Raw genomic sequence first — 12760 nt, 5'->3', positions numbered from 1 at the left:
GCTCGGTGGTCCTCTCCTCGGTGCTGTGCCCGATGCCACACCCGGGGGGTGCGACATTTCCGCCCATGATGCATTGACCATAGCGCCGGGTCCGCTCATGATGGTGGGCATGTCCGCCGGTGAGCTGCTCGTCCAGCGCCTGCACGTCGATCTCCGACAGCAGGCCAGCGCCCTGTGTCTTAGTTAGCGCCCTACGGGGGCACGGCCCCCGCCCACCGGTGGCGTCCCCGCCTCTCTCCTTCCCCGGCTCCCGGCGCCCTTGCGCCCGCCCCGCCGAACCGTTTCGGCGGCGCCCGAGCCGCCGGCCGCGCACGGCGCCGGCCCCGCGGGAGGCGCGGTCCCTCCCGGTGACGTCGTTCCACCGCCCGACCGGCGCGTTCCCGCCCGGCGACGACGCCCGCGCAACGCGCCCGACGCCCCACATGCGCTTTCGCGGCCCTTCCGGGGGCCGCGCCACTTGGAGCAGGAGACCGCAATGACCCGTTTCACCGTGCTCGTCGCCGATCCCCGACCCCGGTCCGCCCTGGCCGCGGCCGCCGACCGCGCCGCCCGCGCCCTGGCCGCCCAGGCCGGGGTGGAGACCGCCCCCCACACCGTCGACCTGGCCGAACTGGGCCCGGCGCTGCTGGCCGCCGACGCGGGCCGGGACGTGGCCGAGGCCGTCGAGCGGGTGCGCGACGCCGACGTGGTGCTGGTCGCCACGCCCCAGACCCACGGCTCCTACACCGGCCTGCTCAAGGTGTTCCTGGACCGGCTGCCGGAGCTGGGGCTGGGCCGGGGCGTGGCGGTGCCCATGGCGGCCGTGCCGGACCTGCGCAACGGCCGCAACATCGAGGAGGACCTGCGGGTGCTCCTGTCCGACCTGGGCGCCTGGGTGGTCGAGCCGGCCCTGCTGCTGGCCGACCCCGAGCTCGCCGAGCCCGCCGAGGTCATCGGCGCCTGGGCCGAGGTCGCCGCCCCGGCCCTCGGCGAGGCGGTCGCCGTCTCGGCCTGACCCCTCCGGCCGGGGCCGGATCCGGCCCCGGCCGCACCCGGCCGCGGTCTCAGAGCGCCCCGGCCGCCTCGCGTTTGCGGGTGGTGTCGGCCTCGGCCTGGGCGCCGTTGCCGCGGACCAGGACCACCACGACGAGCGTGAGGGCGAAGCCGCCCGCCCGCAGGGCGAGCATCAGCGGGTCGTCCGGCAGGGCCTCGTCGAAGATGACCGTGCCCAGGACCACCATGAACACGTTCCCGGCCACGTTGGCGACCGGCGCGGTGATCGACGCCCGCGCGCGCTGCATCGACGTCTGGAACAGCACGATCCCGACCGCCCACCCCAGCGCGTACAGGTAGGGGAAGGGCGAGGCGAGCGCCGGGAGGACCGCCGCGGGCAGGCCCTCGTCCGCCAGGAGTCCGCCCAGGCCCTTGCCCTGCAGCCCGGCCGTGCCCTGGGCCAGCCCTGCGGCCGCGCCCATCGCCGCCGCCGACACGTACCGCCCCCCGCCGGAGGCCAGGGCCACCGCCCCCACGCACGCCACGACCGTGCCGACGCTGACCGCCAGCAGCAGCGGCATGTCCGGCACGGTTCCGGTCTCGCCGCCGTCGCCCAGGGACAGGCTCAGCAGCAGCAGGGCGAGGGGCATCAGCCCGAGCGCCGCCTTCTCCCCGCGCGTGATGGGGTCGCCCAGCACCAGGGCGGTCAGCAGGAGCATGACGGCGATCCCGCCGGCGAAGGCGGGCTGGACGACCGATACCGGGGCCAGGCCGAGGGCGACCACCAGGCCGAGGCTGCCAAGGGCCGCCATCGCGCAGCCCCCCACCCAGCGCGGGTTGGTCAGCAGGACCTTCGCCAGGTGCAGGGGGCGCCGCACCCCGATGGAGGGCGCGCCGTGGAGCGCGCGCTGCTCGACGGCCAGTCCGAGCGAGTAGACCGCGGCCGAGAGCAGGGCCGCGAGCAGTCCGACCACGGGTCCCGCCTTTCTGGAACGCGTTCACGCACCGGAGTCGTCCGGTCCGTGTCGTCTCGTGTCGTCCGATGGTAGTTGACGGCGTGTATATAACCAGTTCTAGTCTGGCTCCATTGGCGACCGACCCCCAGGGAGCTGGCCATGGCGATCGGACTCACCGGAGACCACGAGGAGCTGGCGGCGTCGGTCCGCGGCTGGATCGGACGGCTGGACGCCGGATGGGAGGAGGACACCGGCGACCCGGGCCCGCCCCCGTTCTGGTCCGGGCTCGCCGACCAGGGCCTCCTCGGCCTGCACCTGCCCGAGGAGCACGGAGGACAGGGCGCCGGCCTGCTGGAGCTGGCCGTGGTCCTGGAGGAGTTCGGCCGCGGCCTGGTGCCCGGCCCGTTCCCGCCCACCGTGCTCGCCTCGGCCCTGGTCGACCGCTGGGGTGCCCCCGGCCTGCGCGCCCGGCTGCTGCCCGGCCTGGCCGGCGGTGCGCACACCGCCGCGTTCGCCCCCGGTCCGCCGCTGGAGGCCGAGGAGGGGGCCGACGGCGGGCTGCGCCTGTCCGGCACCCTGCGCCCGGTTCCCGGCGGTGCCGGGGCCGCGTTCGTGGTCGCCCCCTACCGCCGGGGCGGGAGCGAGGGCTGGGCGGTGCTGGACGCGGACGCCGTGCGCGCCGAGCCGCTGCCCCCGCTCGACCGGGGAAGGGCCGTCGCGGCGCTGCACGCCGACGGCGCCCCCGTCGGACCGGACGCGCTCCTGGACGGCCTGGACCGCCGCGACGCCGAAGGCGTGGCCGCGGTGCTGCTCGGCGCCGAGGCCGCCGGGACGGCGGCCTGGTGCCTGGAGGCCGCCGCCGAGTACGCCAAGGTCCGCGTCCAGTTCGGCCGCCCCATCGGCGGCTTCCAGGGCGTCAAGCACCGGTGCGCGCGCATGGCGGTGGCGCTGGAGCAGGCCCGCGCCGCGGTGTGGGACGCCGCGCGCGCCTACGACGAGCGTCCCGGCACCCCGGACGGCCCCTCCGACCCCGGCCCCGCCCGGTTCGCCGCCGCCGTCGCCGGGCTCACCGCACCCGACACCGCCCTGGAGTGCGCCCGCGGCTGCATCCAGGTGCACGGCGGCATCGGCTTCACCTGGGAGCACGACGCCCACCGCCACCTGCGCCGGGCCAGCGCCCTGCGGATCCTGGCCGGGACGCCCGCCGACCGGGCGGCCGCGGTCGCCGAACTGGCCCTGGCCGGGCGCCGCCGCACCGTCGAGATCGGCCCCGACCTGGGCGGGGAGGAACTGCGTGCGGCGATCCGCGCCGACGCCGACCGGCTGGCCGCCATCGGCGACGAGCGGGAGCGCTTCACCGCCCTGGCCGACGAGGGCTGGGTGATGCCGCACCTGCCCCGCCCGTGGGGGCGTGACTCCTCCCCGCTGGAGCAGGTGCTCATCGAGCAGGAGATGCGGCGTGCGGGGGTCAAGGGCCCGCGGCTCGCCATCGGCGCCTGGGTGCTGCCGTCGCTGGCCGTGCACGGCACCCTGGAGCAGCAGGAGCGGTTCCTGCGGCCCACCCTGCGCGGCGAGACCGTGTGGTGCCAGCTGTTCAGCGAGCCCGGCGCCGGGTCGGACCTGGCCGCGCTGTCCATGCGCGCCGAGCGGGTCGAGGGCGGGTACCGGCTCACCGGGCAGAAGATCTGGACGTCGATGGCCCAGTCCGCCCAGTGGGGCATCTGCCTGGCCCGCACCGACCCGGCCGCGCCCGGCAAGCACGAGGGCATCACCTACTTCCTGGTGGACATGGCCGCGCCCGGGGTCCAGGTGCGGCCGCTGCGCGAGCTCACCGGCCAGGCCCTGTTCAACGAGGTCTTCTTCGACGACGTGTTCGTCCCCGACGACCGGGTGGTGGGCGCGCCCGGCGACGGCTGGCGGGTGGCCCGCACGACGCTGGGCAACGAGCGGGTGGCGCTGTCCTCGGGCGACGGGATCGGCGCGGGCCTGGAGGAGCTGCTCGGCTTCCACCGGGCCGGGCCCGATCCGGACGGCTGGGGCGCGGCGCCGCCCGCCGACCCGGCCGACCGGGAGGTCGCGGTCCGGCTGGGGCGGCTCATCGCCCAGGGGCAGGTGCTGGAGCTGCTCGGGCTGCGGGTCACCCTCAAGCGGCTCTCCGGCACCGAGCCCGGTGCCGAGGCGAGCGTGCGCAAGCTGCTGGGGGTGGAGTTCGCCCAGCGCGCGGCCGACCACCTGTGGGAGGCCCAGGGCGGGGCGGCCGTGTGCGAGGAGCCGGGCGGGCCGACCGGGATCTGGGCGTGGTACATGCTCTTCGGCCGGTCCATGACGATCTACGGCGGCACCACCGAGGTGCAGCTCAACATCATCGCCGAGCGGCTGCTCGGCCTGCCGAGGGACACCGAGGACTAGGGACGCGTGGCGGACGAGGACGGCGGCCCCGGCGAGGGCGCCGAAGACGAAGCCAGGGCCGGGGGCGGGGACGGCGGCGGCGCCGGCACCGGCGGTACGGCCCGGCCCCGCCGCCTCGGCCTGCCCCGCTTCGAGCCGACCCCGCTCGGGCTGGTCGGGGTGGCCCTGGCGGCCATGTTCGCGACCCTGCTGGTGATCCAGGCGGCGCTGGGCTCGTTCCGCACCGGCGCACCGGACGAGGAGCCGTCGCCGCCTCCGGCGAGCGGGACCCCGCCGGAGGGCACCGCGCGCATCCTGGTCGCGGGCGACTCCGTCGTGCAGGGCAGCAGCGGCGACTTCACCTGGCGGTACCGGCTCTGGCGGCACCTGGAGGACGAGGGGGTCGACGCCGACTTCGTGGGCCCCTACGACGACGTGCTCGACGTGAACAGCGGCAGGCCCGGCAGCGACGCCTACGCCGACCCCGACTTCGACACCGACCACGCCGGGGTGTGGGGGGCCACGACCGAGGACACCGCGGCCTCGCTCGGTGAGCACGTGGCCGAGTACGAGCCGCACTACCTGCTGTTCATGGCCGGGATCAACGACTTCGCCGAGGACTCCTCGCCCGCCTGGGCGCTGGAGGCGGTGCGCGACGCGGTGACCGCGGCGCGGGTGGCCGACGGCGGGGTGCAGATCGTGCTCGGCGAGGTCACCCCCGTGGCCGGGACCGGGCGGGACGAGGAACTGAACGGCAAGGTCCGCGCGTTCAACGAGGGCCTGGCCGAGCTGGCGGCGCAGCTGAGCGGGCCCGGGCCGGTGGTGGTGGCCCCCGCCGCCGAGGGGTACGCCGCCGAGGACGACAACTGGGACACCACCCACCCCAACGCCCGCGGCGAGCTGAAGATCGCGGCGGCGTTCGCCGATGCGCTGGCCGGGGACCTGGGCCTGGGCGGCGCCTACGAGCGGCCGCTGCCGGACGTGGCGGTCGGCCCCCGGCAGGCGCCGGAGGTCGGCGTGGAGGACGAGGGCGGCGACGTGCGGCTGAGCTGGGATCCGGTGCCGGGGGCCACCCGCTACCAGGTCCTCCAGCGCCGGGTGCGGCCGGACCCGGACGAGGAGGTGGCGCTCCCCGCGCAGGTGGAGGGCGAGGCCGGGGGGACCCGGTCGGTGACGGTGGACCGGCTGCTCAGCGGGGCGGTGTACGAGTTCACCGTGCGGCCCTACAAGGGCGGGGACGCGGGCCGGGGCTCCGAGCCGGAGCGGATCGAGGTCGACCCGGAGCCGCCGGGGGCGCCGGAGCGGCTCCGGGTCGAGGAGGACGGGGGCGGCGACCCCGAACTGGCCTGGGAGGGGGCCGACGGGGCCGGGCACTACGAGGTGGTCCGGCGCGAGATGGCGTGCAGGGACCCGTCCCCCGAGCCGGATCCGTCCCCGACCGGCGACCCGGACGCCGGGCAGTCCCCCGAGCCGTCCCCGCCGGCCGAGTGCGCCCCGGTCGACGGCGAGGGCCCCGAGGAGGGCCGGGGCTGGAGCACGGCGGCGATCGTCGACGAGGGCACCGCCTGGCCCCTCCCGCCGACACGCGGAACCGGCTACGAGTACGCGGTCCGCTCCCACCGGGACTACGTCGAGGGCGCCTATTCGGGAACGGTGGAGCACACCGGCTGAGGCCGCCGACAGGGGGCGCAGGGCCGTCTCCCGGGGTGAGGGGTTTCGGACGGTCGGCGGGAGGGGGCGGGGCGGTCCGTCACGGGCGGCGACGGGGTGACCGCGGACACGGTACGGCGCTCCCGGTCGGCGGCGGACACGCCGGTCGGCGGCGTCCCGTCCCGTGCGGACCGTGCGCGGATGCCCCGGCGGGGCGGGACAGGGGGGTTCGTCCCTCCCGTCCGGGACCGGCCGTACCGGTCCCGCGTCCTTGCCCCGCCCGCCCCCGGTGCGGGATAACGGGCCCATCGGATCGACCGAGGACGGGGGAGGCGCCGGTGGCGGCGATCGAGCGCGTCGACCCGCACGACGAGGCCGCGCTGTCGGCCTGGTACCGGGCCCTGCGGGCGGGGGCGTCGGCGGGTCGGCGCAGCCCGCTGGTGGCGGCCTACGAGGAGATGCGCGCCTCGCTGCGGGAGCCGGGCTCGGCGGCCGAGCGCTCGGCGTGGGCGGCGGTGGACGGCGGCGCGGTGGTCGGCAGCCTGCTGTTCGCCCTGCACGGCCGGGAGAACCCGGACCTGGCCGACGTGGACGTCAACGTCCCCGAAGAGCACCGGGGCCGGGGCTACGGCGGCGCCCTGCTGGCCCACGCCGAGCGGCTGGCCCGCCGGGGCGGGCACCGGGTGCTGCTGGCGGAGGCGTTCGTGCCCTCGGCGTGCGCTCCGGAGGAGCACCCCGGCGCCGGGTTCGCGCTGCGGCGGGGGTTCCGCAGTGTGCACCGGGAGGACCACCTGGTGCTGGCCCTGCCGGTGCCGCCGGAGCGGCTGCGCGCACGCGTGGAGCGCGGTGCGCCCCGGCGCGGCGGCTACCGCCTGTCCACCTGGAGCGGCGGCTGTCCGGCCGGGGAGGTCGCAGCAGTGGCCGCGATGCGCACCGCCATGGAGCGGGCGGTCCCCTGCGGCGACCTGGAGGCGGAGCCGCGGGTGTGGGACGAGGGCCGGGTCCGCGCGGTCGAGGCCCGCACCCGGCGCCAGGGCTACGCCTCGATCGCGTCCCTGGCCCGCGGCCCGGACGGGGAGCCCGCCGGGTACAGCCAGCTCTTCATCCCCGAGCACACCCCCGGCGAGGTCTACCAGGACGACACGGTGGTCCTGGAGCCCCACCGCGGCCGCGGCCTGGGGGAGGCCCTGAAGGCGCTGAACCTGCTGCGCCTGCAGTCCGAGCACCCGGACCGCAGGCGGGTGCACACCTGGACGGCCGCGGTGAACACCGCCATGTGGGAGATCAACCGCAGGTTCGGCTTCACCCCAGTAGAGGTCGCCCACCGCCTGCAGAAGGCGGCCCACCCCTGAACTCGTCGGAAGCCGCGTGGGGGAGGAGGGCCCCGGCCGTCGGTCCCGGGCCGCTGATCGGCGCGATGCGCCGATCGCCCAGGCCTTCGCGCAGAGCAGGCGCGAATCGCGGCGTCCGTTCGCCGCACCCATCGGACTTCCGACAAGCCCGGTGAGGTCACCGCCGGTTCCGTGGGGCCCGTCGCCCTGCGATCGATAGTGGTGAGATCACCACTATGGATGGGGCGGCGTTCCTTCGGGGGCGTCGCCCTTTCGCATGTCAGAGCGGGGGCGTCTGACCTGCGGTGCTGCGGCTGGGATCTCGGCGGTGTGCCATCGTGTGACACCGGAAGACAGCCTATGTCGGGCTTTCCGGGCCAGATGCGGGCCAACGGGGCAGTGTCGGCGCTGGTCAGTGGGGGTCGTCGATGTTCGGGGGCAGGAACGGCCCGTGGGCCCGGAGCGCCTGCGCCTCAGCCCTCATCCCCCGGCGTCGGTCGAGGCGGGCCTGTAGGGGGTTCTGGGCGCGGTCGGGCTCGAACACCGCGACCCGCCCCTCGACCACAAGGGTGCGCACGCGTACGCCCCGGATGCGTCCGGCGAGTCGCCCGGCGGCGCGGGCCTCCTGGCGCTGGGCGTCGTCCTGGCAGTCGATGACCACGGCTCCGGTGCGCTTCAAGGCCTCGGCGATGCGGTGGGCGTAGGCGGTGCGCTCGGCCCTCTGCTCGGCTTCCCGCGCCTGCTGTTGGGCCTGGGCGCGGCGGGCGGTGGGGGCGGCGTCGATGCGGATGACGGGGGCTGGCTCGTCCATGCACCGACGCTACCGGGCCCGGTGCCGCGCGGTCCCGGGCCCGGCGCTGCGGGAGGGGCGGGCGGGCCTGCCGTCCCCGGAACAGGGCGGGTGAGGGGTGTGTGCTGGGAAAAGCCGGCGGGCCCGTCCGGCCCGGCTGCGCCCGGGTGCGGCCTGGTGGCCTGGGGCGTTGGGCGGACGGCGGGGCGGGGGTTCGATGCCCCCGCCACGGCGTGGCCGCGCCCCGGATTCACCGTGTTCCCGGCCGTGTGCCTGAGGGCGGACGGATCCGGTCGCGGCGGGAGCGTTGGGGCGGGGGCCGGGCGGCCGTAAGCTCGGCGCGCGGTCGGGCCCGGAGGGCTCCACCGGCCTGTCCCGTCCGGGGCCGCCCGGCCTTGGGGGCCCGCCCCGACGCGGGAGCGTGGACGGATCCGGCCGACCGGTCCTGGTGCGGCGGCTGCGGCGGTTCCCTGCGGAGCGCTGGTGGAAGGTGGTGCGCTGGCTTCTTCTTCCCTGCGCGGGCGGGCGCGCCCCCGAAGTGGTGCGCGGGCGGTGGGCGCTGGGAGCGGCGGGAGGCCGGGGAGGGGCGCGGGCCGGGTCGGACGCGAGCACGCGACGGAGGAGCGCGCGCAGCGGCCGTGCCCGGGTGAGCGTCCCCGACCTGCGGCCGACCTACCGCGAACGCAGCGAAGCCCGCCCGCGCGTAGCGCGGGCGGGCCTTGATCCTGTAGGGAAACTCCTCACACGCCTACGACGTCGTCTGCCGACAAGCACGCCCTGCATGACGGAGCACCCGACTCGGCAGGAGCCTGAACGCCCGACGCTGAAGACACCGAAAAGGTCCCGTCCTACCCTGGGACTGCGAACCCCCACGAGGACGGGACCTGAATATGAGCCACGATATCAACCCGGGCGATCGCATCCGAGAGCTGCGCCGTCGCCGTGGCATGACTCAGGAACGCCTCGCCGAAGCCGCCAACCTGGCCCTCCCCACGATCAAGAAGATCGAACAAGGCGGCAGCGCGAGGATGGAGAGCTTCCACGCCATCGCACGCGCCCTCGGCAAGACCACACTTGCCTTCGCCACTCCGACCGCTCCGACGCCCGGCGATGAGTCCCCGGACGCTTCCTTGGCGGCAATCCGCGCTGCCATCAACCCCCCGACCGGGATCACAGGGGATCCACTACTGGACCTCGGCAGCGACGACCCCGACCTCGCCATGCTCGGCCGTGCAACGAAATCCGTGTCGTTGGCCTACTACGCCGACCGCTACGACGATGTCGCCCGGCTGGCCCCCGCCGTGATCCGCTCCGCTCATCTCCACGTCCGCGACCTCGACGGCCGGGACAAAGACCAAGCCCGCCAGCTGCGGGCAGACATCCTGGGCGTTGCGGGCCGCTACCTGATCCAGGTCCGGCAACACGATCTTGCCCTGACCGCACTTCGTGACAGCCTCCGTGACGCGCTGGAGATCGGTCACCAGGCGCTCGCTGCTGCGGCGATCTCGTCCCAGGCGTGGGCGCTAATGCGACAGGCCCGATTCTCGGAGGTGGAGGCACTGTGTGTGCGCACCGCTGACGAGATCGAACCCCGGATGTCCCGCGCCACCCCCGATCAGCTGAGCGCGTGGGGCTGGCTGCTACTGCGCGCGGGGGCCGCAGCGGCCCGCAACAACCGCGCGGAGGAGTCCCGGGAACTCCACTCGATGGCGGCGTCGGCCGCTGCCCGGCTCCATGAGGAGGTGGACACTGCTGAGCACCTGATGTTCGGCAGGACCACAGTGCAGCTGAAGACGATCGAATCGGAGCTTGTCACCGGACACCCCGACCGCGTGTTGGAACAGTCAGAGCATGTTCCCAATGACGTGGGTGACCGGCTGAAGACAGGCGTGAACCGGCACCGCATCGATCAGGCCAAGGCCCACCTTCAGACCGGTGACCCTGGTGCCGCCCTGGAAGTACTGCAAGGGCTTCGACAGGATGCACCTGAGTGGTTGCGGTACCAGCGGGCAGCCCGCGAAATCGCGGAAGACATCCTTGCGGCGCCGAAGCGTATGCCCAGCGCTGAGCAGCGCGAGATAGCTGACTTCCTGGGTGTACCTCTCTAGGGGATACGTACCGTATCCCTTTGCTCTTGGGGCGTAGTCGAAAGGCTGCGCCCCATTTCTGTTTCTGAACTCGTGTGCTCCGTAGCTTCGTCCTCATCCCCGATCGCTGGAGGACCGATGAGGGCACGGGCGTGGGAGCGCGAGAACCTTCACGGCTGGCCGACTGACGCGGAAGTACTGGCCGCAGACTTCCCGGACTGGGAGATCAGCCGCGACCTTGCTGACGACCCCGGCGAGTGGCGTGCGGTACGCGGCGACTGTGTTCTGTCTGCCCCCACTGTTCCGGAGCTTCGCGCGCTGCTGGAAGCGGCCGAAGAACAGAAATGACCTAGACCCCGGCGGCCGGTCGCAACGGCCCCGGGGCGTGGCCCCACCTGGATGAGAGGTGAGACGAGATGAACGATATCCCGAAGAACCCCCCGACCGCACCCGACCCCGGCCCCGGCCTCGGGGGCGACGGCCCTCCCAAAGTTCCGGCCGATATCGCCTCGGCCGCGCGGTCGTGGAACGCCCGGCACCCGGGGTGGGTAGCGACCTTCCTGCCCTCGGCCCCGGTGGAGTGGCAGTGGGTGGCCGACCGCATCCGGCGCCTGGACCCCTTCGAGCGGGCGCGCGGGCACCGGGCCACGGTGTACGCCCCCGACCTGGACGCGCTCTCGGACGTGGTGGCCTGTGAAGTCGAGCGGCAGTCGCCCTACCTGGCCGGGAAGGCGCGCCCAGTGGGCGGCCAGCCCTGGGGCCCCGGCGCGGCGGGCCCGGTGGGCGGGGAGGTGGCGTGATGGCCTCCGGCGATGCCGCATCCCGGCGGCTCTTTCCCCGCGAGGGTCCCGACGACGACGGCGGCGGGGAGTGCGCAGAGGTGGAGCCGGTGCCCGATGCGGGCGCGGTGTGGGCCTACCTCGACGGGGTGTCGGGGGACCTGGTGCTCACGCTGACCGATGATGCGCGCGGGGTGCTGCGGCTGCGCCCGCGTGCTGAGGAGCACGAGGCCGTGTTGCAGACCCTGCTGGCTGCGGCCTGCTCGGGCGCGCGCAGCGCGGTGGATGAGGACACCCGGACGTGGTGGGCGGCCGTGGCCCGGCAGGGGCAAGCCGTCCTTGACCACATGAGCGGGGCCGCGTTGCTGCCCCGGGTGGCTGCGGACGACGGGCAGTAGCCCCCGTCCCTTGTTCCCCCCGCCTGTCGGTTCGAGCTGGCTCCCGGCAGGCGGGCGGGCCCAAATCGGGGCCCGGCGGTTGCGCCGTGTCTGGGGGAGCGGACCGCCGGGCCCTCATTCCTGTATCCCTCTTCCCCCTTGGTGAGGACTGCTGTTGTCGACTTCCCTTTCCCCTTCGGACCCGCCTGCCTGCTCCCGGCGCTCCGGGCTGGCGGGGGCGCTGCGGCGGCTGGTGCGCGTGCCGCCGACCGTTTCGGGGCGCCCTGAGGCGCGGCGCCTGTCGGCCGCTTCGGCCTACGGGATGCTGGCGGTGGCCTACGTGCTGGCGTTCGGCTACTCCGTCTACGGGCAGGCGGTGGTGGTGCTGAGCGGGGCTGAGCTGGAGATGGCCCCGCCTTCGGCTGGTGAGTTGTGGCCGGTGGCGCTGGCCTCCTGGGCACAGGGCGGGGCGCTGGTCCTGTTGGCGCTGCTGGCGGTGCTGCTGTGCTCTAGGGCGGCCGGGGTCCGGGTTCGCGAGGTGTTCGCCCCGGAGGCCTCCGGGCGGGTTCGGGGCCAGTGGTGGCGGGCCTTCGCCGTGGCGCTGGTCGCCTACACGGTGTGTGCTCAGGCCTCGTCCCTGCTGCGCACGGCCACCGGCTCGCCGGGCGGGTTCTCCATGGAAAGCGGGGCTGAGGCGGTGCGCATGGTGGTCATGCTGGGCCCGGCCCAGGTCACCACCGGTTTCGTGGAGGAGACGGTGGCGGTGGGGTGCCTGGTGGTGCTGCTGGGCGCGGCCCGCCGCCCCGCCTGGGAGGTCGGCGCCGTGGCCGTGGTGGCCAAGCTGGCCTACCACGCCTACTTCGGGTGGCCGGTGCTGGCGCTGGCCCCGGCGGCGCTGGTCATGGTGTGGCTGTACGCGCGCACGGGCCGCCTGTGGCCGCTGATCGCCGCACACGCCGCCTACAACCTGTTGAACAGCGTGTACGTGCTGGCCCTGGCCGCGCTGGCCCCTTCGGCCCTGTGAGGAGTCGTCTTGTCTGTGATGCTGTCTCGTCTGGATGCCGGGTCGGTGCGGGCGGTGACCAGACCGGGGGGCGGTTTGGCTCTGCGGCTGGACCGGTCGGGGGCCGCGCTGGTGCTTCCCCCGTCGCTGGATGCGGTCCCGGTGCTCGATGCCCTGGTGCGGGCCGGAGCCTCTGAAGCGGTGCGGGTGGGTGAGCGGTCCCGCCCGGGGGCGTGGTGGCGGGCGGTCTCGACACAGTCGGCCTCGGCGCGCGCTCTGCTGGCCGGTCCCCGTCTGCTCTGCTGACCCCGGCCCCGGCTTCGCGGCCCCCTTCCCTTGTTGCTCGGGGAAGGGGGCCCTCGCCTTTTGCGGCGGCTCCTGCCTGCATGGACGCAATCTCCCGAGCTGTCGGGCCGGTTTCGCCTGA

The 12760-nt window shown here is 75.1% G+C and carries 13 protein-coding genes; 11 read left to right on the top strand and 2 right to left on the bottom strand.

The genetic code is table 11. From position 1 onward, the window contains the following. The first annotated feature begins 73 nt into the window (after positions 1 to 73). Positions 74 to 187 (top strand): ADP-ribose pyrophosphatase, encoded by a 114-nt coding sequence (locus C892_RS29205; RefSeq protein WP_239647440.1) that lies wholly within the window; start codon positions 74 to 76, stop codon positions 185 to 187. A 288-nt stretch (positions 188 to 475) separates the two neighbouring features. Then, the gene (locus C892_RS0118965; protein ID WP_017538462.1) at positions 476 to 994 is read left to right on the top strand and encodes an NADPH-dependent FMN reductase; all 519 of its coding nucleotides are present in this window, start codon (positions 476 to 478) and stop codon (positions 992 to 994) included. Positions 995 to 1043: 49 nt separating this feature from the next. On the opposite strand, the gene C892_RS0118960 is transcribed toward C892_RS0118965, so the two are convergent. After that, positions 1044 to 1946 (bottom strand): hypothetical protein, encoded by a 903-nt coding sequence (locus C892_RS0118960; protein ID WP_017558463.1) that lies wholly within the window; start codon positions 1944 to 1946, stop codon positions 1044 to 1046. Positions 1947 to 2087: 141 nt separating this feature from the next. On the opposite strand from C892_RS0118960, the gene C892_RS0118955 reads away from it, so the two are divergent. The 3 genes from C892_RS0118955 to C892_RS0118945 all read left to right on the top strand — a co-directional run bounded on the left by C892_RS0118955 (position 2088) and on the right by C892_RS0118945 (position 7318). Then, positions 2088 to 4337, top strand: coding sequence for an acyl-CoA dehydrogenase family protein (locus C892_RS0118955; protein ID WP_017558462.1), 2250 nt, complete (start codon positions 2088 to 2090; stop codon positions 4335 to 4337). A gap of 6 nt (positions 4338 to 4343) precedes the next feature. Continuing rightward, the gene (locus C892_RS0118950) at positions 4344 to 5987 is read left to right on the top strand and encodes a GDSL-type esterase/lipase family protein (RefSeq protein ID WP_017558461.1); all 1644 of its coding nucleotides are present in this window, start codon (positions 4344 to 4346) and stop codon (positions 5985 to 5987) included. 317 nt (positions 5988 to 6304) lie between these two features. Further along, positions 6305 to 7318: a GNAT family N-acetyltransferase gene (locus C892_RS0118945; RefSeq protein ID WP_017558460.1), complete on the top strand. Its 1014-nt coding sequence runs from the start codon at positions 6305 to 6307 to the stop codon at positions 7316 to 7318. A gap of 391 nt (positions 7319 to 7709) precedes the next feature. On the opposite strand, the gene C892_RS0118940 is transcribed toward C892_RS0118945, so the two are convergent. After that, on the bottom strand, positions 7710 to 8108 hold the full coding sequence (locus C892_RS0118940) for a hypothetical protein (protein WP_017558459.1): 399 nt from the start codon (positions 8106 to 8108) through the stop codon (positions 7710 to 7712). Positions 8109 to 8977: 869 nt separating this feature from the next. Between C892_RS0118940 and C892_RS0118935 the strand changes: the two genes are divergently transcribed. From C892_RS0118935 to C892_RS29200, 6 genes are all read left to right on the top strand, one after another. Then, entirely contained in the window at positions 8978 to 10195 is a 1218-nt protein-coding gene (locus tag C892_RS0118935) for a type II toxin-antitoxin system RelB family anti-toxin (protein WP_017558458.1), read from the top strand. 117 nt (positions 10196 to 10312) lie between these two features. Next, on the top strand, positions 10313 to 10522 hold the full coding sequence (locus tag C892_RS31415) for a hypothetical protein (RefSeq protein WP_152513427.1): 210 nt from the start codon (positions 10313 to 10315) through the stop codon (positions 10520 to 10522). 68 nt (positions 10523 to 10590) lie between these two features. Continuing rightward, positions 10591 to 10974: a hypothetical protein gene (locus C892_RS0118930; RefSeq protein ID WP_017558457.1), complete on the top strand. Its 384-nt coding sequence runs from the start codon at positions 10591 to 10593 to the stop codon at positions 10972 to 10974. Next, a complete protein-coding gene (locus C892_RS0118925; protein WP_040685504.1) occupies positions 10974 to 11351 on the top strand; it encodes a hypothetical protein in 378 nt (125 codons plus the stop codon). Before C892_RS0118930 ends, C892_RS0118925 begins: the two co-directional genes overlap by 1 nt. A gap of 154 nt (positions 11352 to 11505) precedes the next feature. After that, complete coding sequence (locus C892_RS0118920) at positions 11506 to 12354, top strand: CPBP family intramembrane glutamic endopeptidase (RefSeq protein ID WP_239647439.1); 849 nt, start codon at positions 11506 to 11508, stop codon at positions 12352 to 12354. Positions 12355 to 12372: 18 nt separating this feature from the next. Next, positions 12373 to 12639 carry a hypothetical protein gene (locus tag C892_RS29200; RefSeq protein WP_152513426.1) on the top strand — a complete coding sequence of 89 codons (267 nt, stop codon included), beginning with the start codon at positions 12373 to 12375 and terminating at the stop codon, positions 12637 to 12639. Positions 12640 to 12760 lie beyond the last annotated feature (121 nt).

It is taken from the genome of Nocardiopsis baichengensis YIM 90130 (assembly GCF_000341205.1).
In the GTDB taxonomy this organism is placed as follows: Bacteria; Actinomycetota; Actinomycetes; order Streptosporangiales; family Streptosporangiaceae; genus Nocardiopsis_A; species Nocardiopsis_A halophila.
This window is presented reverse-complemented; position numbering and strand designations above follow the sequence as displayed.